Raw genomic sequence first — 25,206 nt, forward strand, 5'->3', positions numbered from 1 at the left:
CCTTCGGTGGAGACTTTTCCGTGCTGTTGGGGGCTTCATGGGGCTCAACCTTCAAACCGGGGCTCGGCTCCGGCCGGTCGATCTGGCGCGCGTGCACGGACTGTCCACGCAGGCGGTCCGCAACTACGAGGAGGCCGGCATCCTCCCCGCCGCCGACCGCACCCCCGCCGGGTACCGCGCCTACACCCCGCTGCACGCGCGCGCGTTGAGCGCGTTTCTGGCCCTGGTGCCCGGCCACGGGCATCAGGCGGCGGCGTCGATCATGCGGGCCGTGAACGAGGGTGCGGTCGATGAGGCGTTCCGCGTCGTCGACGAGAGCCATGCCCAGCTCCTCGACGACCGGCGGACCCTCCAGGCCGTGGAGAGCGCCCTCCGCGACCTGGAGCCGACGGCGCCCGCGCCCGAGCCCGGTGGCACGTTCATCGGGCCGCTCGCGGAGCAGCTCGGCCTCCGGCCCGCGACGCTGCGGAAATGGGAGCGCGCCGGGCTCGTGCGTCCGCGCCGCGACCCCCGGACCGGGTACCGCGTGTACGACGAGGCCGACGTACGGGACGCCCGCCTCGCCCACCAGCTCAGGCGGGGCGGCTATCCGCTGGAGCGGATCGCCCCGCTGCTCGCCCGGGTGCGGGAGGCCGGGGGCCTCGAGCCGCTGGAGGCCGCGATGGGCGACTGGCACGGCCGGCTGTCCACCCGGGGGCGGGCGATGCTGGCGGGGGCGGCGGAGCTGGACGCGTACCTGCGCGAGCGGGGGTGAGGTGTACGTACCGGTCCTGAACGCCTGAGCCGGTCCGGCTCCGGGCCCGTGCGCGCCCCCTGACCGGCGGTCAGTCCCGTTCGGTCTCCTCCCCGAGGACCGGGAAGCGGCGCGGCGCGAGCGTGAGCAGGGCGAGCAGCGCCAGGGCCGCCGCGCCCGCCGCGCCCAGGTACACGTAGTCGACCGCCGCGTCGACCGCGCGGCGCAGGTGGTCGGCGGCCTCGGCGGTGAGGGAGGCGGGGGCGTCCAGGGCGCGGGCCAGGGTGTCCAGGTCGCCGCTGCCGCCGAGGCGGGCGGCGAGGACGCCGTTCGCGACGGCGCCGAACAGGGCCGCGCCGACGCTCTGGCCGACCTGGCGGCAGAAGAGGACCGAGGCGGTGGTCGTGCCGCGTTCCTCGTACGGCACGGTCGACTGCACGCCGACCATCAGGGGCAGTTGGAAGAGGCCGAGCGCCGCGCCGAGCAGCAGCATCAGGAGGGCCGGCTGCCAGGGTTCCCCGGGGAACGGCAGGAACGGGAACGCGAGCAGCAGGACGAGGGCGAGCGAGATGCCGAGGACCGCGGTGAGGCGGAAGCCGATGCGGGTGTAGACCCGGTTGGAGAGGGCGGCCGAGACGGGCCAGCTCAGGGTCCAGGACGAGAGGACGAAGCCGGCGGCGATCGGGCCGAGGCCCAGGACGGACTGGGCGTACGTCGGCAGGAAGACGGTCGGGGCGACCATGAGGAGGCCGAGGGCGCCGAGGGAGAGGTTGACGGCCGCGATGGTGCGGCGGCGCCAGACCCAGCCGGGGATGATCGGTTCGGCCGCGCGCCGCTCGATGACGACGGTCAGGGCGGCGAGGGCGGCGGTGCCGCCGAGGAGGCCGAGGGACGGGGCGGAGAGCCAGGGCCAGGCGACGCCGCCCTGGACGAGCGCGGTGATGAGCAGCGCGCCGGTGGCGAAGACGCCGAGGGCGCCGGCCCAGTCGATCCGTACGCGCGCGCGGGGCGCGTCCTGCTTCGCCGCCGTGTCGGCCGCCCGCGCGCGGGGCGCGGCGCGGGCGGGCTCCACCAGGTGCCGGGAGACCAGCCAGAGGGTGACGAGCCCGATGGGCAGGTTGATGAGGAAGATCCAGCGCCAGTCGGCGTAGCCGGCGAGGAGCCCGCCGACGGCCGGTCCCGCGACCGAGGAGGCGGCCCACACGGAGGAGAGGCGCGCCTGGATCCTGGGGCGTTCCTTCAGGGGGTAGAGGTCGGCGGCGACGGTCTGGACGGTGCCCTGGAGGGCGCCGCCGCCGAGGCCCTGGACGACGCGGAAGGCGATGAGGGAGGCCATGTCCCAGGCCGCCGCGCACAGCAGGGACCCGATGAGGAAGAGGACGACTCCGGCGATGAGGACCGGTTTGCGGCCGAAGGTGTCGCTGAGCTTCCCGTACACGGGGAGGGTGACGGTCACGGCGAGCAGGTAGCCGGAGAAGAGCCAGGAGAAGACGGAGAGTCCGCCGAGGTCGCCGACGATCTGGGGGACGGCGGTGGACACGATGGTGCCGTCGAGGGCGGCGAGGCCCATGGCGAGCATGAGCGCGAGGACGACGGGGCGGCGGCGGTCGGGGGAAGGCGCCGGGGCCGGGTCGGCTCCCGCTCGCGTCGTCGACGGCTCCGTCACCGCGCAGTTCCTTTCTTCGTACACCTAAATGGTCGCGGTCAGGGTCTCACCCGTACCAGGGGCGGAGGAACCCCTAGGGGCATCTCCCCCATACGGGCCAGGGATCGGTCGTCCCGGCGGAGGACGAGAAGAGGCCCTTCGGCTTCTTAACTTGAACTTACAAACCCACCCACCGCTCCACCCCACCCCTAGGAGAAGACCGTGACCACGGCTGTGACCACCCCCAAGCACGGGGGCACCGGAGGGCGGACGGCCGTCGTCGCGCGGGCCCGTCAGGTCGTCAAGGCGTACGGCTCCGGGGAGACCCGGGTCGTCGCGCTCGACTCCGTCGACGTCGACATCGCCCGTGGACAGTTCACCGCGATCATGGGCCCCTCGGGGTCCGGCAAGTCGACCCTGATGCACTGCCTCGCCGGGCTCGACACCGTCACCAGCGGTGAGATCTTCCTCGACGACACCGAGATCACCCGGCTCAAGGACAAGAAGCTCACCCAGCTCCGGCGGGACCGGATCGGCTTCATCTTCCAGGCGTTCAACCTGCTGCCCACCCTGAACGCCATCGAGAACATCACCCTCCCCATGGACATCGCGGGGCGCAGGCCCGACGCCGAGTGGCTGCGCCGGGTCGTCGACACCGTCGGGCTCTCCGACCGGCTGAAGCACCGGCCGAACCAGCTGTCCGGCGGCCAGCAGCAGCGCGTCGCCGTGGCCCGCGCGCTCGCCGCCCGGCCCGAGATCATCTTCGGCGACGAGCCGACCGGAAACCTCGACTCGCGGGCCGGCGCCGAGGTCCTCGGCTTCCTCCGCACCTCCGTCGACGAACTGGGCCAGACCATCGTCATGGTCACCCACGACCCGGTCGCCGCCTCCTACGCCGACCGCGTCCTCTACCTCGCCGACGGGCGGATCGTCGACGAGATGGAGCGGCCCACCGCCGACGCCGTCCTCGACCGCATGAAGGACTTCGACGCGCGCGGGCGGACGTCATGACCGTCCTCAAGACCTCCCTGCGCAACTTCCTCGCGCACAAGGGCCGGATGGCGCTCTCCGCCGTCGCCGTCCTCCTCTCCGTCGCCTTCGTGAGCGGCACCCTCGTCTTCACCGACACGATGAACACGACGTTCGACAAGCTCTTCGCGTCGACCGCCTCCGACGTCACCGTCAGCCCGAAGGGCGGCTCGGTCAGCGACGAGACCCCGCAGACCGGCCGCCCCGAGGCCTTCCCCGCCTCGCTCGTCGAGCAGGTGCGGAAGGCCGAGGGCGTCCAGGCCGCGCAGGGCGCCGTCGCCTCCACCAGCGTCACCGTCGTCGACACGAAGAACAAGAACGTCGGGCCCACCAGCGGCGCCCCGACCATCGCCGTCAACTGGAGCCCCAACGAGCTGCGTTCGGTGGAGATCGCCTCCGGCCACGAGCCGCGCGGCCCCACCGACGTCGTCGTCGACGGCGCCACCGCCGAGAAGCACGGCCTGAAGCTCGGCGACGAACTGCGGACGATCTCCGTCACCGGTGACTTCACCGCGAAGATCTCCGGCATCGTCGAGTTCAAGGTCACCAACCCCGGTGCCACCGTCGTCTACTTCGAGACCCCCACCGCCCAGCGCGAACTCCTCGGCAAGGAAGGCCTCTTCACCCAGATCGCGGCCGACGCGAAGCCCGGCGTCAGCGACGACGCGCTCAAGAGCGCCATCGCCGCCGCCATCGGCGACGGCTACAAGCTCGAAACCGCCGCCGAGGCCGCCGACGCGGGCCGCGAGGACGTCGCCGGATTCCTCGACGTCATGAAGTACGCCATGCTCGGCTTCGCCGGGATCGCCTTCCTCGTCGGCATCTTCCTCATCGTCAACACCTTCTCCATGCTGGTCGCCCAGCGCACCCGCGAGATCGGCCTGATGCGGGCCATCGGATCGAGCCGCGAGCAGGTGAACCGTTCCGTCCTCGTCGAGGCGGTGCTCCTCGGTGTCGTCGGCTCGATCGCCGGCGTCGCTGCGGGCGTCGGCCTCGCCGTCGGACTCATGCAGCTCATGAACTCCATCGGCATGGAACTCTCCACCGGCGACCTCACCGTCAAGTGGACGACTCCCGCCGTCGGCCTCGCCCTCGGCGTCGTCGTCACCGTCCTCGCCGCCTACGTCCCGGCCCGCCGCGCCGGGAAGGTCTCCCCGATGGCCGCCCTCCGCGACGCGGGCACCCCCGCCGACGGCAGGGCCGGCCGGATCCGGGGCGCGATCGGTCTCGCCCTCACCGCCGCCGGAGCGGCCGCCCTGGTCGCGGCGACCCGCGCCGCCGAAGCCGCCCCCGGCTCGCTCTGGCTCGGCCTCGGCGTCGTCCTCACCCTCCTCGGCTTCGTCGTCATCGGCCCGCTCCTCGCCGGCGGGGTCGTCCGCGCCCTCGGCGTCGTCGTCCTGCGGATCTTCGGCCCCGTCGGCCGGATGGCCGAACGGAACGCGCTCCGCAACCCGCGCCGCACCGGCGCCACCGCCGCCGCCCTGATGATCGGCCTCGCGCTCGTCGCCTGCCTGTCGGTCGTCGGATCCTCGATGGTCGCCTCCGCCACCGACGAACTCGACCGGTCCGTCGGCGCCGACTTCATCGTGCAGTCCGGCACCGGGCAGCCGATCGTGCCGCAGGCCCAGGCCGCCCTGGAGAAGACCGCCGGCCTCGACCACGTCACCGAGTACAAGTGGGTCGACGCCACCGTCACCGACCCGCGCGGGAAGACCACCAAGGCCGACCTGGCCGCCACCGAGCCGACGTACGTCGAGGACCTGCGCCGGGAGACCACCGCCGGCACCCTCACCGACGCCTACGGGCCCGGTTCGATGTCCGTCGGCAGCGACTACGCCACCGAACACGGCGTGAAGGTCGGCGACGTCCTCACCGTCGCCTTCAAGGGCGGCGAGCAGGCGAAGCTGAAGGTCGCGGCGATCACCGCCGACACCGGCAACGTCGACAACGGGGCGATGTACGTCAACGTCTCCACCCTCGCCGAGTACGTCCCCGCCGACCGCCTGCCGCACAGCCTGCTCCTCCTCGCCAGCGCGAAGGACGGCCAGGAGACCCAGGCCTACCAGGCGCTCAAGGACGCGCTCGCGCCCTACCCGCAGTACAAGGTGAGCAACCAGGCCGACTACAAGGAGGAGCTGAAGGACCAGGTCGGACAGCTGCTCAACATCGTGTACGGGCTCCTCGCCCTCGCGATCGTCGTCGCCGTCCTCGGTGTCGTGAACACCCTGGCCCTCTCGGTGGTCGAGCGGACCCGCGAGATCGGCCTCATGCGGGCCATCGGGCTCTCCCGCCGCCAGCTGCGCCGCATGATCCGCCTGGAGTCGGTGGTCATCGCGCTCTTCGGCGCCCTGCTCGGCCTCGGCCTGGGCATGGGCTGGGGCACGGCCGCCCAGAAGCTCCTCGCCCTGGAGGGCCTCGGAGTCCTGGAGATCCCGTGGCCGACGATCCTGACGGTGTTCGTCGGGTCGGCGTTCGTGGGGCTGTTCGCGGCGCTTGTCCCGGCGTTCCGGGCGGGCCGGATGAACGTCCTGAACGCGATCGCGAGCGAGTAGCGGTTTCGTGGGAAGCGGTACGGCCCCGGTGCGGGTGACGCACCGGGGCCGTACGGCTGCCCGGGCGGGGCGGCACCCGAGCCGTCCACGGGTGCCCGCACGGGGTGGGGTGGTTGCCCGCGCGGGGGGTGCGGCGCCCGTCCTTCGGGCGAGTGGCCGCGGCACGTCGTAGGCTGAGGGCTCACCGGGCCGTACGCGTCCGGGAGCAACCCGGCCCGTGTGACGTGTCGGGCTGTTCGCGTTGCCCGCCCGCCCCCGTCGTCCGAACCCGGGATGGAAGCTCCATGAGCCTGCACGGTCTGCTCGATGTCGTCGTCAAGGACGCCGCCCTCGCCGAGGCGGTGAAGGCCGCCGCCGACGGGAACCGCCCGCACGTGGACCTGGTCGGCCCGGCCGCCGCGCGGCCCTTCGCCGTCGCCGCGCTCGCCCGCGACTCGGGACGGCCGGTGCTCGCGGTGACCGCGACCGGGCGGGAGGCCGAGGACCTCGCCGCCGCGCTGCGGTCGCTGCTCGACCCGGACAGGGTCGTCGAGTACCCCTCCTGGGAGACCCTGCCGCACGAGCGGCTGTCCCCCCGCTCGGACACCGTCGGCCGCCGCCTCGCCGTCCTGCGCCGGCTCGCCCACCCCCGCGACGACGACCCGGCCGCCGGACCCGTCAGCGTGGTCGTCGCGCCCATCCGCTCCGTGCTCCAGCCACAGGTCAAGGGGCTCGGCGACCTGGAGCCCGTAAGCCTGCGCAGTGGGCAGACCGCCGATCTGAACGCGATCGTCGAGGGCCTCGCCGCCGCCGCGTACTCCCGCGTCGAGCTGGTCGAGAAGCGCGGCGAGTTCGCCGTGCGCGGCGGCATCCTGGACGTCTTCCCGCCGACCGAGGAGCACCCGCTCCGGATCGAGTTCTGGGGCGACGACGTCGAGGAGATCCGCTACTTCAAGGTCGCCGACCAGCGGTCCCTGGAAGTGGCCGAGCACGGACTCTGGGCGCCGCCCTGCCGCGAGCTGCTGCTCACGGACGACGTGCGGGAGCGGGCGCGGGCGCTCGCCGAGGAGCACCCCGAGCTGGGCGAACTGCTCAACAAGATCGCCGAGGGGATCGCGGTGGAGGGCATGGAGTCCCTCGCGCCCGTCCTCGTCGACGACATGGAGCTGCTGCTCGACGTGCTGCCCGAGGGGTCCATGGCCGTCGTCTGCGACCCGGAGCGGGTGCGGACCCGGGCCGCGGACCTCGTCGCCACGAGCCAGGAGTTCCTCCAGGCCTCCTGGGCGGCGACGGCCGGCGGCGGCGAGGCCCCGATCGACGTCGGCGCGGCCTCGCTGTGGGGGATCGCGGACGTACGGGACCGGGCGCGCGAGCTCGGCATGGCGTGGTGGTCGGTGTCGCCGTTCGCGGCGGACGAGACCGCGCCGGGGGGCGGGGACACCCTCGTCCTCGGCATGCACGCCCCCGAGTCGTACCGCGGCGACACCGCCCGCGCGCTCGCCGACACCAAGGGGTGGCTGGCCGACGGCTGGCGCACGGTGTACGTGACGGAGGCCCACGGTCCCGCCTCGCGCACGGTCGAGGTCCTCGGCGGCGAGGGCATCGCCGCCCGGCTCGACTCCGACCTGACGGAGATCGTCCCGTCCGTCGTGCACGTGGCCTGCGGTTCCATCGACTACGGCTTCGTCGACGCGGCGCTGAAGCTCGCCGTCCTCACCGAGACCGACCTGTCCGGCCAGAAGGCGGCCGGCAAGGACGGGCAGCGGATGCCGGCCAAGCGCCGGAAGACGATCGACCCGCTGACCCTGGAGGTCGGCGACTACATCGTGCACGAGCAGCACGGTGTCGGCCGGTACGTGGAGATGGTCCAGCGGACGGTGCAGGGCGCGACCCGCGAGTACCTCCTCGTCGAGTACGCGCCCGCGAAGCGCGGCCAGCCCGGCGACCGGCTGTACATCCCGACCGACCAGCTGGAGCAGGTCACCAAGTACGTGGGCGGCGAGGCGCCGACCCTGCACCGGCTCGGCGGCGCGGACTGGACGAAGACGAAGGCGCGCGCGAAGAAGGCCGTCAAGGAGATCGCCGCCGACCTGATCAAGCTGTACAGCGCGCGGATGGCGGCCCCGGGCCACGCCTTCGGCCCGGACACGCCGTGGCAGCGGGAGCTGGAGGACGCCTTCCCGTACGCGGAGACCCCCGACCAGCTGTCCACCATCGCCGAGGTGAAGGAGGACATGGAGAAGACGGTCCCCATGGACCGTCTGATCTGCGGCGACGTCGGTTACGGCAAGACGGAGATCGCGGTGCGGGCGGCCTTCAAGGCCGTCCAGGACGGCAAGCAGGTCGCCGTCCTCGTACCGACGACGCTGCTCGTGCAGCAGCACTTCGGCACCTTCGGCGAGCGGTACTCGCAGTTCCCGGTGAAGGTGCGGGCGCTGTCCCGCTTCCAGTCCGACACCGAGTCCAAGGCGACCCTGGAGGGGCTGCGGGAGGGTTCGGTCGACGTCGTCATCGGCACCCACCGCCTCTTCTCCTCCGAGACGAAGTTCAAGGACCTCGGTCTGGTCATCGTCGACGAGGAGCAGCGCTTCGGCGTCGAGCACAAGGAGCAGCTGAAGAAGCTCCGCGCCAACGTCGACGTGCTGACCATGTCGGCCACGCCCATCCCCCGGACCCTGGAGATGGCGGTCACCGGCATCCGCGAGATGTCGACGATCACGACCCCGCCGGAGGAGCGGCACCCGGTCCTCACCTTCGTCGGCCCGTACGAGGAGAAGCAGATCGGCGCCGCGATCCGGCGCGAACTCCTGCGCGAGGGCCAGGTCTTCTACATCCACAACCGGGTCGACTCCATCGACCGGGCGGCGGCCCGGCTCCGGGAGATCGTGCCCGAGGCGCGGATCGCGACGGCCCACGGCCAGATGTCGGAGACGGCGCTCGAACAGGTCGTGGTCGACTTCTGGGAGAAGAAGTTCGACGTCCTCGTCTCCACGACGATCGTGGAGTCCGGCATCGACATCTCCAACGCGAACACGCTGATCGTGGAGCGCGGCGACAACTTCGGCCTCTCGCAGCTCCACCAGCTGCGCGGCCGGGTGGGCCGAGGGCGTGAGAGGGGCTACGCCTACTTCCTCTACCCGCCGGAGAAGCCGCTGACCGAGACGGCGCACGAGCGGCTCGCGACGATCGCGCAGCACACCGAGATGGGCGCCGGCATGTACGTGGCGATGAAGGACCTGGAGATCCGGGGCGCGGGCAACCTGCTCGGCGGCGAGCAGTCCGGTCACATCGCGGGCGTCGGCTTCGACCTGTACGTGCGGATGGTCGGCGAGGCGGTCGCGGACTACCGGGCGCAGATGGAGGGCGGGGTGGAGGAGGAAGCCCCCCTGGAGGTCAAGATCGAGCTCCCGGTCGACGCCCACATGCCGCACGACTACGCGCCGGGGGAGCGGCTGCGGCTCCAGGCGTACCGGTCGATCGCCTCCGCGAACTCGGAGGAGGACATCAGGGCCGTACGGGAGGAGCTCACCGACCGTTACGGCAAGCTGCCGGAGCCCGTCGAGAACCTGCTCCTGGTGGCGGGCCTGCGGATGCTGGCGCGGGCCTGCGGGGTCGGCGAGATCGTCCTCCAGGGCTCCAACATCCGCTTCGCGCCGGTGGAGTTGCGCGAGTCGCAGGAGCTGCGTCTGAAGCGGCTCCACCCGCGCACGGTGATCAAGCCGGCGGTCCACCAGATCCTGGTGCCGCGCCCGACGACGGGGAAGATCGGCGGCAAGCCGGTGGTGGGCCGCGAACTGCTCGCGTGGACGGGCGAGTTCCTGACGACGATCCTGGGGTAGCAAGGGTCTCGGCCGTACGGGTGGGGCGCGCGGGACTTCTTCCGCGCGCCCCTTTCCGGTCCTGTCAGGGCTCGTCGTCCGGGGCTTCCGGGGCTTCCGGGGCTCCCGGGGCTTCCGAGGCGCTGAGGCCGGTGAAGAGCAGGCCGGCGAGGGCGCGGAAGTACTCCTCGGGGTCGCGGTCGCCCACCGCGTCCCGCGCGTTGCCGGTCAGGAGCAGGGTCGCGAAGCCGTGGGCGAGGGACCAGGCGGCGATGCCCGCCGTGCGGGCGTCGGGGACGCCTTGGAGTTCGGCGACGCCCTCGCGGAGTCCGGCGGAGGCGCGCTCCTTGGCGGCGAGGAGGTCGGGGTCGTCGGCGCGCAGCAGTTCCGGCTGGAACATGACCTGGAAGTGGCCGGGGTGCTCGACCGCGAAGCGCACGTACCGCACCCCGCGTTCGCGCAGGCCGGGTGCGGCGGCGAGGGCCTCGGCGAGGAGGTCGTACCCCTGGGCGGCGAGGGCCGTGAGGAGTCCGGTGCGGTCCTTGAAGTGGTGGGCGGGCGCGGCGTGGGAGACGCCGGCGCGGCGCGCGAGGTCGCGCAGGCTCAGCGCTCCGGGGCCCTCGGCGGTGATGACGTCGAGGGCGGCGGCGAGGACGGCCTGCCGCAGGTCGCCGTGGTGGTAGGTGCTCCGGCTCGTCATGGCAGCAGCGTATCCCTCATCTAGTCATTGACAAGTTCGAGAGTGGCGGCGCAGTATCTAGTCAGTGACAAGATGCGGTGAAGGGAGCACGTCGTGGAATCCGGACGCGTACGTCAGATGTGGCACCTGCTCGAACCCCTGCACGCCCTGCTCTACTACGCCCCCGAGGCCTTCGAGGAGGCCGCGGCCCTCGGCCACGACACCACCGAGCGCTGGCCTTCCTACTTCGCCTGGCGCTCCGCCCCGCTCGGCGCGGCCGGCCCGGCCCGGGTGGCCTCGGCGTTCTACAGCTTCAGCCCCGCGATGGTCGCCCGGTACGTCCCGGAGGGCGACGGTCGGCGGACCGCGCCCCCCGCCGACGTCCTCGCCGCCCGGCTCCGGGCCGTCGACCGCACCTACCGGACCGTCCTCGGCGAGGACACGCTCAAGAGCCCCGAGCTCGCCGAGGCCGCCGCCCTCGCCCGCCGCGCCGCCGAGGCGGCCGGGACGCAGGGACGTCCCCTCGCCGCCGCCAACGCCGCCCTGCTCTGGCCCGAGGCCCCGCACCTGGTCCTCTGGCAGGCCGCGACGATCCTGCGCGAGCACCGGGGCGACGGGCACCTCGCCGCGCTCCTCGTCGCCGGGCTCGACCCGGTCGAGGCGCTCGTCTCCTTCGCGGCGATCGGCGCGGCACCCGAGCCCGTCTTCGAGAGCCGGGGCTGGAGCGCGACCGAATGGGCGGCCGCGCGTGAGCGCCTCGCCGCCCGTGGCGTCCTGGACGCGGACGGGACCGTCACCGAGGAAGGCCGCGCCCTGCGCGCGGAGGTCGAGCGGCGTACGGACGAACTGGCCGCCGCCCCCTGGACGGCCCTCGGCCCCGACGCCACCGCCCGCCTCGCCGACCTGCTCGGCGGCCCCTGGCTCGCGGCGATCGGCTCCGGCCTGCTGCCCGCCGAGAACACCCTCGGCATCGGAAAGGTCTGACGGCCCGGCGGGCGCCGACGGCCGCCCGCCCGGAACCGTACGATTCGGGACCAAGGGGATGAAGGGGCGCGGACCCGTCGTCGTCCGGCCTAGGATTCCAGGATGTTGACGCGACGAAGGACTCCAGGGAGCGCGCACTTCTTCCGGGCGACGACGGTGCTGGCGGCTGCCGCGCTCCTCGTCTCGGGGTGCGGGGGGCTCGGCGAAGACGGCTCCTCCGCCGGATCCGGGCCTACCGCGGTGAACGGGCGGGCGGTCGGTCCGCTCGAGAATCCCGACGGTGTGAAGCCGGGGCTCGCGCCTCTGGTGACGGACGAGGACAAGGCCGAGGCCCGCAAGCTCATCGAGGAACTGTCCACGAAGGGGCGGGGGCCGAAGACGGGCTACGACCGCGAGAAGTTCGGCTACGCGTGGATGGACACGGCCGACGGGGTGCCGCTCGCGAGGAACGGGTGTGACACGCGCAATGACCTCATTCGCCGCGACGGCCGGAACATCCGTTTCCGGTCCGGTTCCGACTGCGTGGTCATCGCCATGACGCTGGACGACCCGTACACGGGGACGACCATCGAGTGGCGCAAGCAGCAGGCCGCCGAGGTGCAGGTGGACCACGTGGTGCCGCTGTCGTACAGCTGGCAGATGGGCTCGTCGCGCTGGTCGAAGAGCAAGCGCGAGCAGTTCGCCAACGACGCGCTCAATCTGATTCCGGTCCAGGGCCGGGCCAACTCGGCCAAGGGGGATTCCGGGCCGGCGTCCTGGCTGCCTCCGGACAAGCGGATCAGGTGCGCTTACGCGGTCCGTTTCGCGCAGGCCGCCCTCAAGTACGACCTCGCGGTGACGACGGCGGACAAGGCGACGATGCTGAAGCAGTGCGAGGGCTGACAGTGCCTCGATGACCTGGGAAACAGGTTCGGCTCCGGGCCGTGGGACGCGAGGAAACGGGTCCTTCGCGCCTGTCCGCGGCAGAAGCTTCCGCAGAAGGGGCCGCCGCGCGGAAAACCGGTTGGACAACCGGAAGACGATCTTTACCCTGCCGGTATGGACCTCACGATATCGACCCTTGCCGAGCGCCCCGAACTGGAAGGGCCGATGTGGGGGATGCGCGACCTCTGGCCCGAGTTCATGATGTACGACCCGGTGGGCTGGGCGAACATCGGGCAGATCGTGCGACAGCTGCCGGAGTACGTCCTCGTCGCCACCGACGCCGACGGCAAGGTCGTCGCCCGTGGCTTCAGCGTCCCCTTCCGCCTGGACGTGGACGGCCGCCGCGAGCTGCCCGCCCGGGGCTGGGACGAGGTGCTGCTCTGGGCGTTCTCCGACCTGAAGCACGGCCGGGAGGCCGACACCGTCAGCGCCATCGAGATCACGGTCGACACGAGCGCCCTCGGCCGGGGCGTCTCGCACCGGATGCTGGCCGCCATGCGGGAGAACGTCGCGGGGCGCGGCTTCTCCGAGCTGGTCGCCCCGGTCCGCCCCAACGGCAAGCACCTGGAGGCCGGGGCCGCCATCCACGAGTACGCCTTCCGCACCCGCGAGGCCGACGGCCTGCCGCACGACCCGTGGCTCCGGGTCCATGTCCGCGCGGGCGGTGTGATCGAGGCGGTGGCCCCGGCGTCGATGACGGTCTCCGGCTCCGTCGAGCAGTGGCGGAAGTGGACCGGTCTCCCCTTCGACACCGACGGCCCCGTCGAGGTCGAGGGTGCCCTCGTACCCGTCCACTGCGAGGCCTCGCGCGGCTACGCGGTCTACGTCGAGCCCAACGTGTGGGTCAGGCACCGTGTCACCGGCCAGGCGGGCTGAGCGAGGGCCCGGAGGGTGATCTCCACGGCCGGGGATGTACCGTACGGCGTTCCCTGCCGTACGTCCGCGTGCCCCGGCGCGCGCATCCGTGAGAGGTCCCACGATCGTGAACGAGGCCGTCCGCTTGGACAAGGGCGCGGAGCCCCCGCACCGTACTGAGCTGCCGGGCCGGTGGGCCCGGACGGGGCTCGCGCTCGTGCCGCCGCTGACCCTCGGCGTCCTCGGGTTCGTGCCGTCGCTGACGCTCGCGCTGCGCCGGGGGAGGCGCGGCGACTGGCTGGCGGCACTGCTGTTCACGGCGGTCTCGGTCGGCTGGTGCTTCCAGATCGCGCTGACGCCCGAGGAGACGCACGGCTTCCCGTACCTCCTCGACCTGGTGCTGCTCACGACCTCCACCGTGGGCGCGGTGGCACACTGCCTCTCCGCCAGGGAGGGCGACCGATGAAGACCCGCCGCGCCTGGCGCGAGACGGAGCGGCAGGCGGCCAAGAAGGAGGCGGCGGAGTCCGGGGCCCGGGTCTCCGGGGTCCTCGCCGCCGGCGCGGGAGCGCTGCGCGGCCGGGTCGGCTGGGCGCTGGGGTCCGTCCTGGTCCTGGTCCTCGGACTCCTGGGCGCCCGGCTGTTCGCCGCGTCGGAGGACCGGGGCACCCCGCCCGACACCAGGGCCCGCGCCTACGAGGACCGCGACGCCTGTCTGCTCACCGACGAGCGGGGCATCGTGACGGGCGCTCCGGCGGCACCGGTCTGGGAGGGGATGCAGGCGGCGTCCGTGGACGGGCGCATCCGTGTGACGTTCGTGCCGGTGATGGGGGAGCAGTCGGTGGAGAACGCCCGGCCGTTCCTCAACGGTCTGGTGCAGCGGGACTGCGAGATCGTCGTCGCCTCGGGGGCCCCGCAGGTGGCGGCGGCCGAAGCGGCGGCGGAGAAGAACCCGGAGATCCGGTTCGTGACGGTCGCCCGGGAGGGTGGCGCCGCGCACGACAACCTGGTGCGGGTGGCGCCCGGGGCGTCCGTGAAGGACGACGTCACGGCGACGCTGAAGCGGCTGGCCGGCGAGGACTGACGAGGACCGACGGGGCGTCCGCCGTCCTCGGCGGCGGACAATCCGGAAGAGTTCCCCCTTGCAGGCAAAGGAAGAGTAAAAAACGGCACCCTGGTGCGAACTGGCGTTCCGTCATCGGGCAGGCTCGCGAGGCTTTGTCACTATCGCTTTCGTAAAGGCTGGCCCATGCGTATACGCCGGGTCCGTAGCCCTCGCCTGTTCCCACCGGGTCGCACCGGCAGACGCAGGCTGAGGGCTACGGCTCTTTCCGTACTCATCTCTCTGTTCCTCATGCTCACCACCGAGTCGGCGCTCGCCGCGGGCGTCACGCTCGAACCGGTGAAGATGCCCAAGCTCTCCCTCTCGGGACTGTGGAAGTGGGTGAGCGAGAGTCCTCTCGACACCCCTGACCAGCAGGGCGGCACGGCCCGTGGCAAGAGCCACCACGCCTCCGCCGACGCCACGAGCCTCGAAGGCGAGGCCGGCCGCAAGCCGGGCAAGGGCAAGGGCGAGCTCCCGTCGTTCGAGCGGGAGACCGACGACCCCGCCGAGGTCCGCACCGGCAAGGCACCGGGCAGCGCCAAGAGCTTCGACGCGCGCACCAGCAAGCGTGACGCGAAGAAGTCCACGGCCACCTCGGACCACTACGTCAACGCCGACGGTTCCACCACCGTCCGCCACTACCCCGGCCGCACCAACTTCAAGGGCGCGGACGGCACGTGGAAGGCCATCGACACGAGCCTGACCGAGGACAAGGACGGACGTCTCCAGCAGACGGCCAACTCCCTCGACGTCGAGTTCGCGCCGGACGCCGCCGACAAGGCCCTCGCCTCCGTCGACTTCGGCAAGGGCCGCTCCCTCGCCTACTCCCTGCGGGACGCGGCGAAGACCGAGCCCACCCTCGACGCCGACGGCACCCTCACGTACGCCGGGGTCCTGCCCGATACCGACGTGCAGCTCGTGCCGCTCGCCGAGGGCTTCAAGGAGAACATCGTCCTGCGCTCCCCGCAGGCCGAGAACTCCTGGGTCTTCCCCCTCGACCTCGAGGGCCTCACCCCGCGTGTCGCCGCCGACGGCGACGTGGAGTTCACCGACGCCGACGGCAAGGTCACCGCGACCATCCCGCACGCGTACATGGAGGACTCCAAGGTCGACCCGCGCTCGGGCGACCCCGCCCAGTCCCGGGCCGTCACCTACGAGCTGACGACCGTCGACGGCAAGGCCGACGGGCAGCCCGCCCTGCGGATGACCGCCGACCGCGCCTGGCTCGACGACCCCGCGCGCGTCTACCCGGTGACCGTCGACCCGACGGTGACCGCGTCGAACTCCACGTACACGCAGAACACCATCGGCGGGGACCACTCCACCGAGACCCAGATCAAGGTCGGCTCGTACGACTCGGGCACCAACAAGACGAACTCGTTCCTGCAGTTCAACTCCCTCGGCACCACGCTCGCGGGGCAGCGGGTCACCGCCGCCACCCTGAACGTGTACGCCCTGTGGTCCTCGACCTGCGCGGCCCAGTCGTTCTCGGTGCACCCGATCACGCAGGCGTGGACGCCGTCCGCCGTCACGGCGTACCCCGGCCCGTCCTTCGGCGCCGCGATCGGCACCGCCACCCCGGCGCCCGGAGCCTCCTGCTCCAACAGCTCCGGCTCGGCGAGCGTCGGCGTGCGCATGCCGGTCACGCTCAACACGACGTGGTTCAACAACGTCGCCGGCGGGGCCGCGAACTACGGTCTGGCGCTGACCGCGCCGACCAACGACATGCTCCACTGGAAGAAGTTCCACTCCGACAACTCGGCGACCGCCGGCTTCCGCCCGGCGCTCGACCTGACCTACACGCCGAACACCGCGCCGCAGGTCAACGCCTCGTACCCGCCGGCCAACTTCCAGGCCAACACCCTCCAGCCGGAGCTGGTCGCCGTCGCGAGCGACGCCGACAAGGGCCCGAACCCGCTCTCGTACACCTTCGAGGTCTACGACAGCGACACCACCGGCACCCCCGTACTGGTGGCCACGTCCGGTGCGATCACCAAGGGCAGCTGGAAGGTTCCCGCCGGCAAGCTGAAGTGGTCGGAGAACTACGACTGGTACGTGGAGGTCAGCGACGGCACCTCGGCCGTCGTGGAAGGCAGCCGCTTCGCCACGGCCGTGCCGCAGCCGCCGGTCACCTCGGGCCTGTCGATGAACACCGACGGGCACGAGTTCGACCCCTCGGACGGCAACTACACCACCGAGGACACCGACGCCGACGTCCCCGTCATCGGCCCGTCGCTGGAGATCGACCGCTCGTACAACAGCCTCGACCCGCGCGTGGACTCCGCGTTCGGCGCCGGCTGGTCGACGATCGTCGACATGAAGGCCGTCGAGGTCAAGGACGGCACCGGGGCGCTCACCAGCGTGATCATCACCTACCCGGGTGGTGAGCAGGTCGCCTTCGGCCGGAACTCGGACGGCACCTTCGTGCCCCCGTCGGGCCGCTACGCGCGCCTCGCGGCCGTCACCGGCGGCTACACGCTCACCGACAAGGACTTCACGGCGTACGCCTTCACCCAGGCGACCGCGAAGGTGGGCACCTACGCGCTGAAGACCATCAAGGACTACGCGGGCCGCACCGAGACCTTCACGTACGACGCCAACAAGCGTCTGACGAAGATCACGAACGAGGTCTCCAAGCGGAACCTGGGCCTGACCTGGTACCAGCCGGTCTCGGCCACCGCCTGGCACGTCCAGACCGTCTACACCGACCAGGCCACGGCCGGCGACGCGAGCTCGGTCCAGACCTGGCAGTACACCTACACCGGTGACCAGCTCACCAAGGTGTGCCCGCCGGCCGACTGGACCAAGTGCACGACGTACACCTACGCCACCGGCAACCACTACCGCACCATGGCCCTCGACGCCGACCCGTTCGCCTACTGGCGACTCGGCGAGACCTCGGGCACGGTCGCGAAGGACGCCATCGACGCGAACCAGGGCCAGTACAACGGCACGTACAAGAACGTGACGCTGGGCGGCACCGGTCCCCTCGCGGGTTCCACGCAGAAGGCGGCGACCTTCAACGGCACCACCTCGTACGTCGAGATGCCGGCCGCACCGGGCGCCACGCCCTCGTACGTCTCGGTCTCGCTGTGGTTCAAGACGACGAGCACCGCGGGCGGCGTGCTCTTCTACTACGGTGACAAGCCCCTCAGCGACCCCGACCCGGTGGTCAACACCATCAAGAACACCCCCGCGGTGTACGTGGGCACCGACGGCAAGCTCCGCGGCTGCTTCGCGATGGCACCGAGCTGTGCGACGACCATCGTGTCCACGCCGGTCGTCACCGACGGCAAGTGGCACCAGGCGGTCCTGACCGCCGCCGCCACCAGCCAGACCCTGTACCTCGACGGCGCCCCGGTGGGCTCGCTCACCGGAGCCATCAACGACTGGGTCCAGCCGTACATCGCGCTCGGCGCGGGTGTGAACAACCGCGGCTGGCCGGCCATGAACCCGAACGACAAGCTCGGGCACTTCAACGGCCAGATGGCCGAGGTCGCGCTCTACTCCGAGCCGCTCGCGGCCGACGCGATCAAGGCCCAGTACGACTCCGCCACCCGGTCGGCCGGGCTGCTCCAGAGCATCACCACGCCGGGCGGGAAGACCCAGGCGTCGGTCGTCTACGACACGACCGACGACCGCGTCCTCCAGGCCACCGACGGCAACGGCGGCACCTGGAAGCTCAACCCGTCCACCATCACCGGCTCGTCCCAGGTCTACCGCTCCGCCGTCATGGGCACCGCCCCGGCCGGCTACTGGCGCCTGGACGACACCCAGGGCGCGGCGCAGGCCGCGAACCAGGTGAACACCGGCTTCGGCACGTACAACAACGTGATCCAGGGCGCCGAAGGCCCCTTCGGTCCGGGTGACGCGAGCGCGGCGACGTTCGACGGCTCGACCTCCTTCGTGGAGGTGCCGCACAACGTCTGGCACCAGACGCAGGACCGGTCCGTCGGACTGTGGTTCAAGACGGCCGAACCCGGCGTCATCATGGCCGACCAGGCCAGGGCGCTGAACGATCCGGCCGGTGTCGGCGGCGCCTACAGCGACGTGCTGTACGTGGGTGCCGACGGCAAGCTGCGCGGCCACTGGTGGTCCAGCACCTGCAACGCCACCAACACCCTGGGCTCCACGGCGACGGTGACGGACGACAAGTGGCACCACGCGGTGCTGTCCGCCACCGGAACCACGCAGACGCTCTATCTGGACGGCGTCAAGCAGGGCACGTGCACCGGCGCGGCCAACAGCCAGGCGACGGGCCGTACCTACATCGGTGCCGGGTTCGCCGCCAACTGGTTCAGCTCGCCCGGTGCGATCAGCTACTTCACCGGCTCGCTGGCCGAGGTCGCGGTCCACTCCAAGGGCCTGACCGAGGCCGACGTCGCCGCCCAGTGGGCCGCCTACAAGGCGTCCTCCGGCATCGCCCCGGTCAAGACCGTGACGTTGACCGACCCGACGGACAAGACCCTCACCTACGTGTACGACGCGGAGATGGGCAACCGCCTGCTCGCCGCGATCGACACCGAGGGCAAGCGGACCACGTACGGCTACGACACGGGTGGCTTCCTCCACACCGTGACCGACGCCAACGGCAACCGCTCCATCACCGGCCACGACGTGCGCGGCAACGCGGTCTCCCAGACCACCTGCCAGGACACCAAGGCCAACAAGTGCTCGACGGAGTACCACACGTACTTCCCGGACGCGACCACCGCGCTGCCGCCGATGGACCTGCGCAACGACCTGGTGCTCACCGAGCGCGACGGCCGTTCCTCGGGCCCGACGGACGACACGTACAAGACGTCGTACAGCTACGACACCGGGGGCAACCTGCTCTCGGTGACGACGCCGCCGGTCCCCGGCTTCCCGACGGGCCGCACGGCGACGACCACGTACACCACCACCGCCACTCCGGCGTTCGAGGGCGACCCCGTCAAGGCTCCGGCCGGTCTCGTCGCCCAGGTGACCACCCCGGGTGGCAAGAAGACGTCGTACACGTACTACGCCAATGGTGACCTCGCGGAGGTCACCGACGCCAACGGCGGCAAGGTGCGGTACACGTACGACAACCTCGGCCGGCAGATCGGCAAGACCGAGATCTCCGACGCCAACCCCGGCGGTCTGACGTCCTCGCAGACGTACGACAAGAACGACCAGGTCGTCACCGACACCGACCCGAAGGTCACCAACCGGGTCACCGGCGCGGTGCACCAGGCGAGGACGACGACGGCCTATGACGCGGACGGCAACGTCCTGTCCCAGTCGGTCGTCGACCTCACCGGTGGTGACACGGCGCGCACGACGTCCATGACGTACGACGCGTACAACCAGATGGTGACCAGGACCGACCCGGGCGGCGACACCACGTCGTTCGAGTACGACGTCTACGGCAACAAGGTGAAGGAGACGGACCCCGCGGGGACCGTCAACACCTACACCTTCGACGCCGAGCAGCGGCCGCTCACCACCAACCTGCTGAACTACACGGGTGACCCGTACAACCCGTCTCCCGCGACGACCCTCGTCCAGGAGTCCCGGGCGTACGACCCCGCCGGCCGGCTCGCGTCCATCACCGACGCCATGGGCTGGGTGACGGCGTACACCTACACCGACGACGGCCTCTCCGCGACCGTGGTCCGCAAGGACCCGCAGACCGGGAAGTCCTTCACGGAGCAGGCGAACACCTACGACGCCGCCGGCAACCTGATCGAGCAGGTCACCAACGACGGCCAGACCCGCACCGCCTTCACCGTCGACGCGGCCGACCGCACGGTGACCGAGACCCTCGACCCCAACGGGCTCGCCAGGACCTCGCACACCGCCTACGACCCCGACGACAACGTGGTGACCGAGACGGACCGCGACCCGGCGACGGGTGACGTGTCCACCACGGACACGCGGTACGACAACCTGGGCAACATCACCGGCACCACCGTCCACGACGGCACCACGGCCCCGGTGGCCCGCTACAAGCTGGACGAGACCACGGGCTTCGGCCTCGCGGACTCCTCCGGCGCCAACAACACCGGCAGCCACGGCACCGGCATGCACTGGAACACCGACCGGAGCGGCAGCGCCGCCTTCGACGGTGACGCCAACTCGTGGGCGCAGACCACGGGGCCGGTCGTGAACACGAGCGGCAGCTTCACGGTCTCCGCCTGGGTCAAGCTGACCTCCACGGCGGCCAACCGCACCTTCGTCGCGCAGGACGGCAAGGAGGCCTCCGGCTTCCAGCTGTACTACTCGACGGCGTCCGGCTGGACCTTCAACCGGCACGCGACCGACACCTTCGACCCCGCGATCGTGCGCGTGTCCTCGGGAACGGCCGCGGTCGCGGTCAACACCTGGACGCACCTGACCGGCGTGTACGACCAGGCGACGGCGAAGCTGCGCCTGTTCGTGAACGGCACGGAGGTCGGCACCGCCGCGACCTTCTCCACCCCGTGGGAGGCCACCGGGCCGCTCCAGCTGGGCCGCCGCTGGTACAAGGGCACCTACGCGGAGAACCACCTCGGCGGCCTGGACGACGTCCAGGTCTACGCGGAGGCGCTGACCCCGGCGCAGGTCACCGCCCTGAAGGGCGGCACCCTGCCGGCCGCGGGCAGCTCGGTCCGCACGACCACGTGGAAGCTGGACCAGCGCGGTCTGCCGGTGTCCCAGACGGACACCGCGGGCAACGTCACGGACTACGGCTACGACGAGCTCGGGCAGCAGACGTCGGTCACCGAGCCCGCGGTGATGGCGGAGCAGAACGGCGGGACCGCGGTCTCCGTCCGCCCCGTCACCATGACCGGCTACAACACCTTCGGTGAGCCGACGGAGACGTCGGACCCGCTGGGCAACGTGACGACGACGGCGTACGACGCCGAGGGCCAGGAGTCCTCGACGACCTCGCCGCAGTACCTGGCACCGGGGGCCTCGACCCCGATCACGGCCACGTCCTACAACGAGTACAACAAGCTCGGACAGGTCACGGCCGAGGTCGACCCGCTGGGCAACCGCACCACGTACTCGTACACGCAGCTGGGCGACCTGGCCTCGGTCACCGAGCCGGGCGGCGGTACGACGAAGTACACGTACTCCACCAACGGCGACCAGCTGTCGGCCATCCGGCCGAACGGCGCCCGCCAGGAGAGCACGTACGACTACCTGGGCCGCGAGCTGACCAGCACGGACATCGTGCGCCAGCCGACCCAGCGGGCGTACACGGCGATCAACGAGTACAACGCGCCGGGCGGCGAGCTCTCGCGCGTCGTCTCGCCGACGGGCGTCTCCGAGTCGTACAAGTACAACGCGGTGGGCGAGGTCACCGAGGTCACGGACGGCGCGGGCAAGGTCTCGCGCTTCACGTACGACATGGACGGGCAGCCGCTCACGGTCACCGAGCCCGACGGCACCAGCACCCGCAACACGTACGACGGCTTCGGCCAGCTGGTGAAGACGGACGACCTGGACGAGACCGGTGCCGTGCTGCGCACGGCGAGCACCGGTTACGACCGGGCCGGCAACCTGGTCTCGGCGACCGATCACCGCGGTCACACGAAGACCTTCTCGTACGACGCCTCGGGGCTGATCACCAAGGTCGTCGAGCCGGTCTCCGCGACCGAGTCGATCACCACGACCTACGGGTACGACGCGGCGGGCAACCAGACCCGCTTCACCGACGGGCGGGGCAACCCGTTCCTGACGACGTACAACACGTGGGGTCTGCCGGAGTCGCAGATCGAGCCGTCGACGCCGACGCATCCGAACCTCACGGACCGGACGTTCACGGCGGTCTACGACGGCGCGGGCCGGATCAAGGAATCCCTCTCCCCCGGTGGGGTGAAGATCTCCTTCGAGTACGACGTGAAGAGCCGGCTGGTCCGCCAGTCGGGTACGGGTGCGGAGGCCGCCACGGCCGACCACACGTACGACTACGACGCGGACGACCGGATCACGGCGGTCGCGGGGCTCGGTACGGAGAAGAACACCTTCTCCTACGACGACCGCGGTCTGCTGCTCTCGACGACCGGTCCGTCCGGCACCTCTTCCTTCGCGTACGACGGCGACGGCGGGATGACCTCCCGAACGGACGCCTCGGGCACGTCGACCTTCGGCTATGACACCGCCGGCCGTCTGAAGACGGCCAACGACGGTCTGACGGGCTCGACGGCGACGTACGGCTACGACGTCAACAGCAACGTGACGACGATCGACTACGGCACGGGCAAGGCGAAGCGCAGCTTCGGCTACGACAAGCTCGAACGCCCGACCAGCGACACGCTGACCTCGCCGACCGGCAAGACGCTCGCGTCCTTCACCTACGGGTGGGACGCGAACGACAACATGACGTCGAAGACGACGACGGGGCTCGCCGGTTCGTCGGCCAACACGTACACGTACGACTGGGCCGACCGCGTCACGTCCTGGAACAATGGGACGACGAACGAGGTCTACGGCTACGACGCGTCCGGCAACCGGACCCGGGTGGCCGGCGACACCTACACCTACGACGCCCGGAACCGGCTGACCTCGGACGGCCACAGCGCCTACACGTACACCGCGCGCGGCACGCTGGCGTCGGTGACGGACGAGGCGAGCCGGGTCACGTCGATGAAGGTGGACGCCTTCAACCGGGTGATCCAGGAGGGCGACCGCACCTACGCCTACGACGGTCTCGACCGCGTCCTGGACGCCAAGGACGACACGGGCACCTCGGTCTACTCCTTCCAGTACAGCGGCACCGGCAACGACGTGGCCTCGGACGGCGTGACGTCCTACAGCCGTGACGCCGGTGGCGACCTCGTCGGCGTGAAGACCGGATCCACCGCCGTGCTGGCCCTGAAGGACCTGCACACCGACGTGGTGGCGCAGTTCACCACGACGGGCGAGGCGCTGGCCGGCTCCACGACCTACTCGCCGTTCGGCGAGGTCGTGCAGTCCTCGATGATGCTCGGCGCGCTGGGCTACCAGTCCGGCTGGACCGACCCGTCGACGGCCAAGGTCAACATGGCCGCGCGCTGGTACTCGCCGGAGACCGGCCAGTTCAACAGCCGTGACACCGTCTCCCTCAGCGGGGTCCCGAACTCGATCTCGGCCAACCGGTACGCGTACGCGGACGGCAACCCGATGACGGGCATGGACCCGACCGGTCACTGGCCGGGCTGGGCCGACAAGATCGTCAAGAAGGTCAAGAAGAAGGTCAAGAAGACCGTCAAGTCGGCCTACAAGCACGTCAAGAAGGCCGTCAAGAAGGTCGCCAAGGTCGTCAAGAAGGCCGCCAAGAAGGTCAAGAGGGCGGTCAAGAAGGCGGTCAAGAGGGCCAAGAGGGCGGTGCGGAAAGCCGTCCGGTACGTCGCTGACAGCGTCAAGAAGGTGAAGAGATACGTCAAACGCGTCTACAAGCGCGTGAAACGTGTCGCCCACAAGGTCGTCAAGCACGTCAAGAAGGCCGTACGCAAGGTCGCCAAGGCCGTCAAACACGTCGCCAAGAAGGTGGTCAAGGCAGCCAAGAAGGTCGGCAGAGCCGTCAAGAAGGCGGCTAAGGCGACAGCCAACTTCGTCAAGCAGCACGCCTCCACCATCGCCTCCGTTGCCGTCGGCATCGCCGTCTTCGCGGGCTGCACCGCGATCACGGCCGGTGTGGGCGCCATCGGCTGTGCCGCCCTCGCGGGCGCCGCGGCCAACGGCGTGGGCTACATGATGAGCGACGGTCCGAAGTCCGTCGGCGGCTTCCTCGGAGCGGTCGCCGTCGGCGCCGTGACGGGCGCTGCCGGTGGCGTCGGCGGCCGTCTCGCGGCGGGCGCCGCGGGCAGGCTGCTCTCCGGTACGGCCGGCAAGGTCGGCGTGAACGTCGCGGAGAACGCCGGTGAGGAAGCCCTCACGGGTGCGGTCGAGTACGGCACCTCCTGTGTGAACAGTGAGGAGGGCTGCTCGGTCGCCGGAGCCGCGAAGGCGGCGTCGGTCGGTGCCGTCATGGGCGGCGCGTTCGGCGCGAAGGGCAAGGGCAACGGCGCGAAGGGCAAGTCGTCTCCGGAGCCGGACGGTGGTTCGAGCGCGGGCTGCCCGGTTCCGCACAGCTTCACGGGCAAAACGCCCGTGCTGATGGCGGACGGCAAGACCAAGGAGATCTCCAAGGTCAAGGTCGGGGACAAGGTCCAGACGGCCGAGCCCGGCAAGAAGACGAAGGAGATCCACAAGGTCAAGGACGTGATCGTCACCAAGACCGACCGGGACTACGTCGACGTCGTCGTAGCCACGAAGGCCGGTCCCAAGACGATCGAGACCACCAAGCACCACCAGTTCTACGAGGCCACCCGGAACTCCTGGACCCAGGCGGGCGACCTCCAGGTCGGCCAGAAAGTCCAGAACGGCGACGGCGGGCTGACGGCGATCGTCGAGGTCAAGTCGTACACGGCGCAGCGCGTCACGTACGACCTGAGCGTCGAGGGCCTGCACACGTACCATGTGCTGGCGGGTGAAACCCCCGTCCTCGTGCACAACATCGGCGGACGCAAGGGGGGATATGGTGAGGCTGCCTGCAAACTCTTCTTCCCGGGCGAGCATGCGGTTGATTCGATTCCGGCGCGAAGCCAGGACCGTGATTTCACCGAGGCGGAGAAGCGAGCTGTCAACGCCCTGGGTGACAAGCACGGTTGTCACACCTGTGGGAAGACCAACTCCGGTTATCCGAAGGGCACATGGGTGAAGGACCATCAGCCGGTCTCGACCTTTGTCCCGAAGGATATTCCTCAGCGCCTGTTCCCACAGTGCCGTAAATGCAGTGGTGATCAAGGTAGGATGGCGGCGCAGATGAACAGGGATAAGATAAATCCCTATACGGACTACTAGCTTGACTGTGAGGAGGGGTTCGAAAAATGACTTCCGGTCGAGAAGGCCTGGCATTCGAAGTCGGAGTGCCC

12 protein-coding genes are annotated in these 25,206 nt (G+C 70.8%); 10 read left to right on the top strand and 2 right to left on the bottom strand.

The annotated features are described in order from the left end of the window. The first annotated feature begins 37 nt into the window (after positions 1 to 37). Positions 38 to 754, top strand: a complete 717-nt coding sequence (locus ACFWUY_RS05325) for a TioE family transcriptional regulator (protein ID WP_384102196.1) — start codon at positions 38 to 40, stop codon at positions 752 to 754. A 70-nt stretch (positions 755 to 824) separates the two neighbouring features. Here the strand turns inward: ACFWUY_RS05325 and ACFWUY_RS05330 are convergent, their stop codons facing one another. Then, a complete protein-coding gene (locus ACFWUY_RS05330) occupies positions 825 to 2,399 on the bottom strand; it encodes an MFS transporter (RefSeq protein WP_384102198.1) in 1,575 nt (524 codons plus the stop codon). A gap of 201 nt (positions 2,400 to 2,600) precedes the next feature. On the opposite strand from ACFWUY_RS05330, the gene ACFWUY_RS05335 reads away from it, so the two are divergent. From ACFWUY_RS05335 to mfd, 3 genes are all read left to right on the top strand, one after another. Further along, a complete protein-coding gene (locus ACFWUY_RS05335) occupies positions 2,601 to 3,389 on the top strand; it encodes an ABC transporter ATP-binding protein (RefSeq protein ID WP_384102200.1) in 789 nt (262 codons plus the stop codon). Continuing rightward, complete coding sequence (locus tag ACFWUY_RS05340; protein ID WP_384102202.1) at positions 3,386 to 5,959, top strand: ABC transporter permease; 2,574 nt, start codon at positions 3,386 to 3,388, stop codon at positions 5,957 to 5,959. Before ACFWUY_RS05335 ends, ACFWUY_RS05340 begins: the two co-directional genes overlap by 4 nt. Before the next feature lie 284 nt (positions 5,960 to 6,243). Further along, positions 6,244 to 9,777, top strand: a complete 3,534-nt coding sequence (mfd, locus tag ACFWUY_RS05345) for a transcription-repair coupling factor (protein ID WP_384102204.1) — start codon at positions 6,244 to 6,246, stop codon at positions 9,775 to 9,777. A gap of 64 nt (positions 9,778 to 9,841) precedes the next feature. Here mfd and ACFWUY_RS05350 read toward each other — a convergent pair whose 3' ends face one another. Next, positions 9,842 to 10,456, bottom strand: a complete 615-nt coding sequence (locus ACFWUY_RS05350) for a TetR/AcrR family transcriptional regulator (protein ID WP_384102206.1) — start codon at positions 10,454 to 10,456, stop codon at positions 9,842 to 9,844. Positions 10,457 to 10,573: 117 nt separating this feature from the next. On the opposite strand from ACFWUY_RS05350, the gene ACFWUY_RS05355 reads away from it, so the two are divergent. The 6 genes from ACFWUY_RS05355 to ACFWUY_RS05380 all read left to right on the top strand — a co-directional run bounded on the left by ACFWUY_RS05355 (position 10,574) and on the right by ACFWUY_RS05380 (position 25,135). Next, the gene (locus tag ACFWUY_RS05355; protein WP_384102408.1) at positions 10,574 to 11,419 is read left to right on the top strand and encodes a hypothetical protein; all 846 of its coding nucleotides are present in this window, start codon (positions 10,574 to 10,576) and stop codon (positions 11,417 to 11,419) included. A 102-nt stretch (positions 11,420 to 11,521) separates the two neighbouring features. Beyond that, positions 11,522 to 12,301 carry an HNH endonuclease family protein gene (locus ACFWUY_RS05360; protein WP_384102209.1) on the top strand — a complete coding sequence of 260 codons (780 nt, stop codon included), beginning with the start codon at positions 11,522 to 11,524 and terminating at the stop codon, positions 12,299 to 12,301. A gap of 156 nt (positions 12,302 to 12,457) precedes the next feature. Further along, positions 12,458 to 13,219, top strand: coding sequence for an N-acetyltransferase (locus ACFWUY_RS05365; protein ID WP_384102211.1), 762 nt, complete (start codon positions 12,458 to 12,460; stop codon positions 13,217 to 13,219). Positions 13,220 to 13,325: 106 nt separating this feature from the next. Beyond that, positions 13,326 to 13,664, top strand: a complete 339-nt coding sequence (locus tag ACFWUY_RS05370) for a hypothetical protein (RefSeq protein ID WP_384102213.1) — start codon at positions 13,326 to 13,328, stop codon at positions 13,662 to 13,664. Next, positions 13,661 to 14,281 carry a BMP family ABC transporter substrate-binding protein gene (locus tag ACFWUY_RS05375; RefSeq protein ID WP_384102215.1) on the top strand — a complete coding sequence of 207 codons (621 nt, stop codon included), beginning with the start codon at positions 13,661 to 13,663 and terminating at the stop codon, positions 14,279 to 14,281. Before ACFWUY_RS05370 ends, ACFWUY_RS05375 begins: the two co-directional genes overlap by 4 nt. A 270-nt stretch (positions 14,282 to 14,551) precedes the next feature. Beyond that, the gene (locus tag ACFWUY_RS05380; RefSeq protein ID WP_384102217.1) at positions 14,552 to 25,135 is read left to right on the top strand and encodes a LamG-like jellyroll fold domain-containing protein; all 10,584 of its coding nucleotides are present in this window, start codon (positions 14,552 to 14,554) and stop codon (positions 25,133 to 25,135) included. Positions 25,136 to 25,206: the final 71 nt, after the last annotated feature.

The organism is Streptomyces sp. NPDC058664, from assembly GCF_042716635.1.
Taxonomy (GTDB): Bacteria; Actinomycetota; Actinomycetes; order Streptomycetales; family Streptomycetaceae; genus Streptomyces.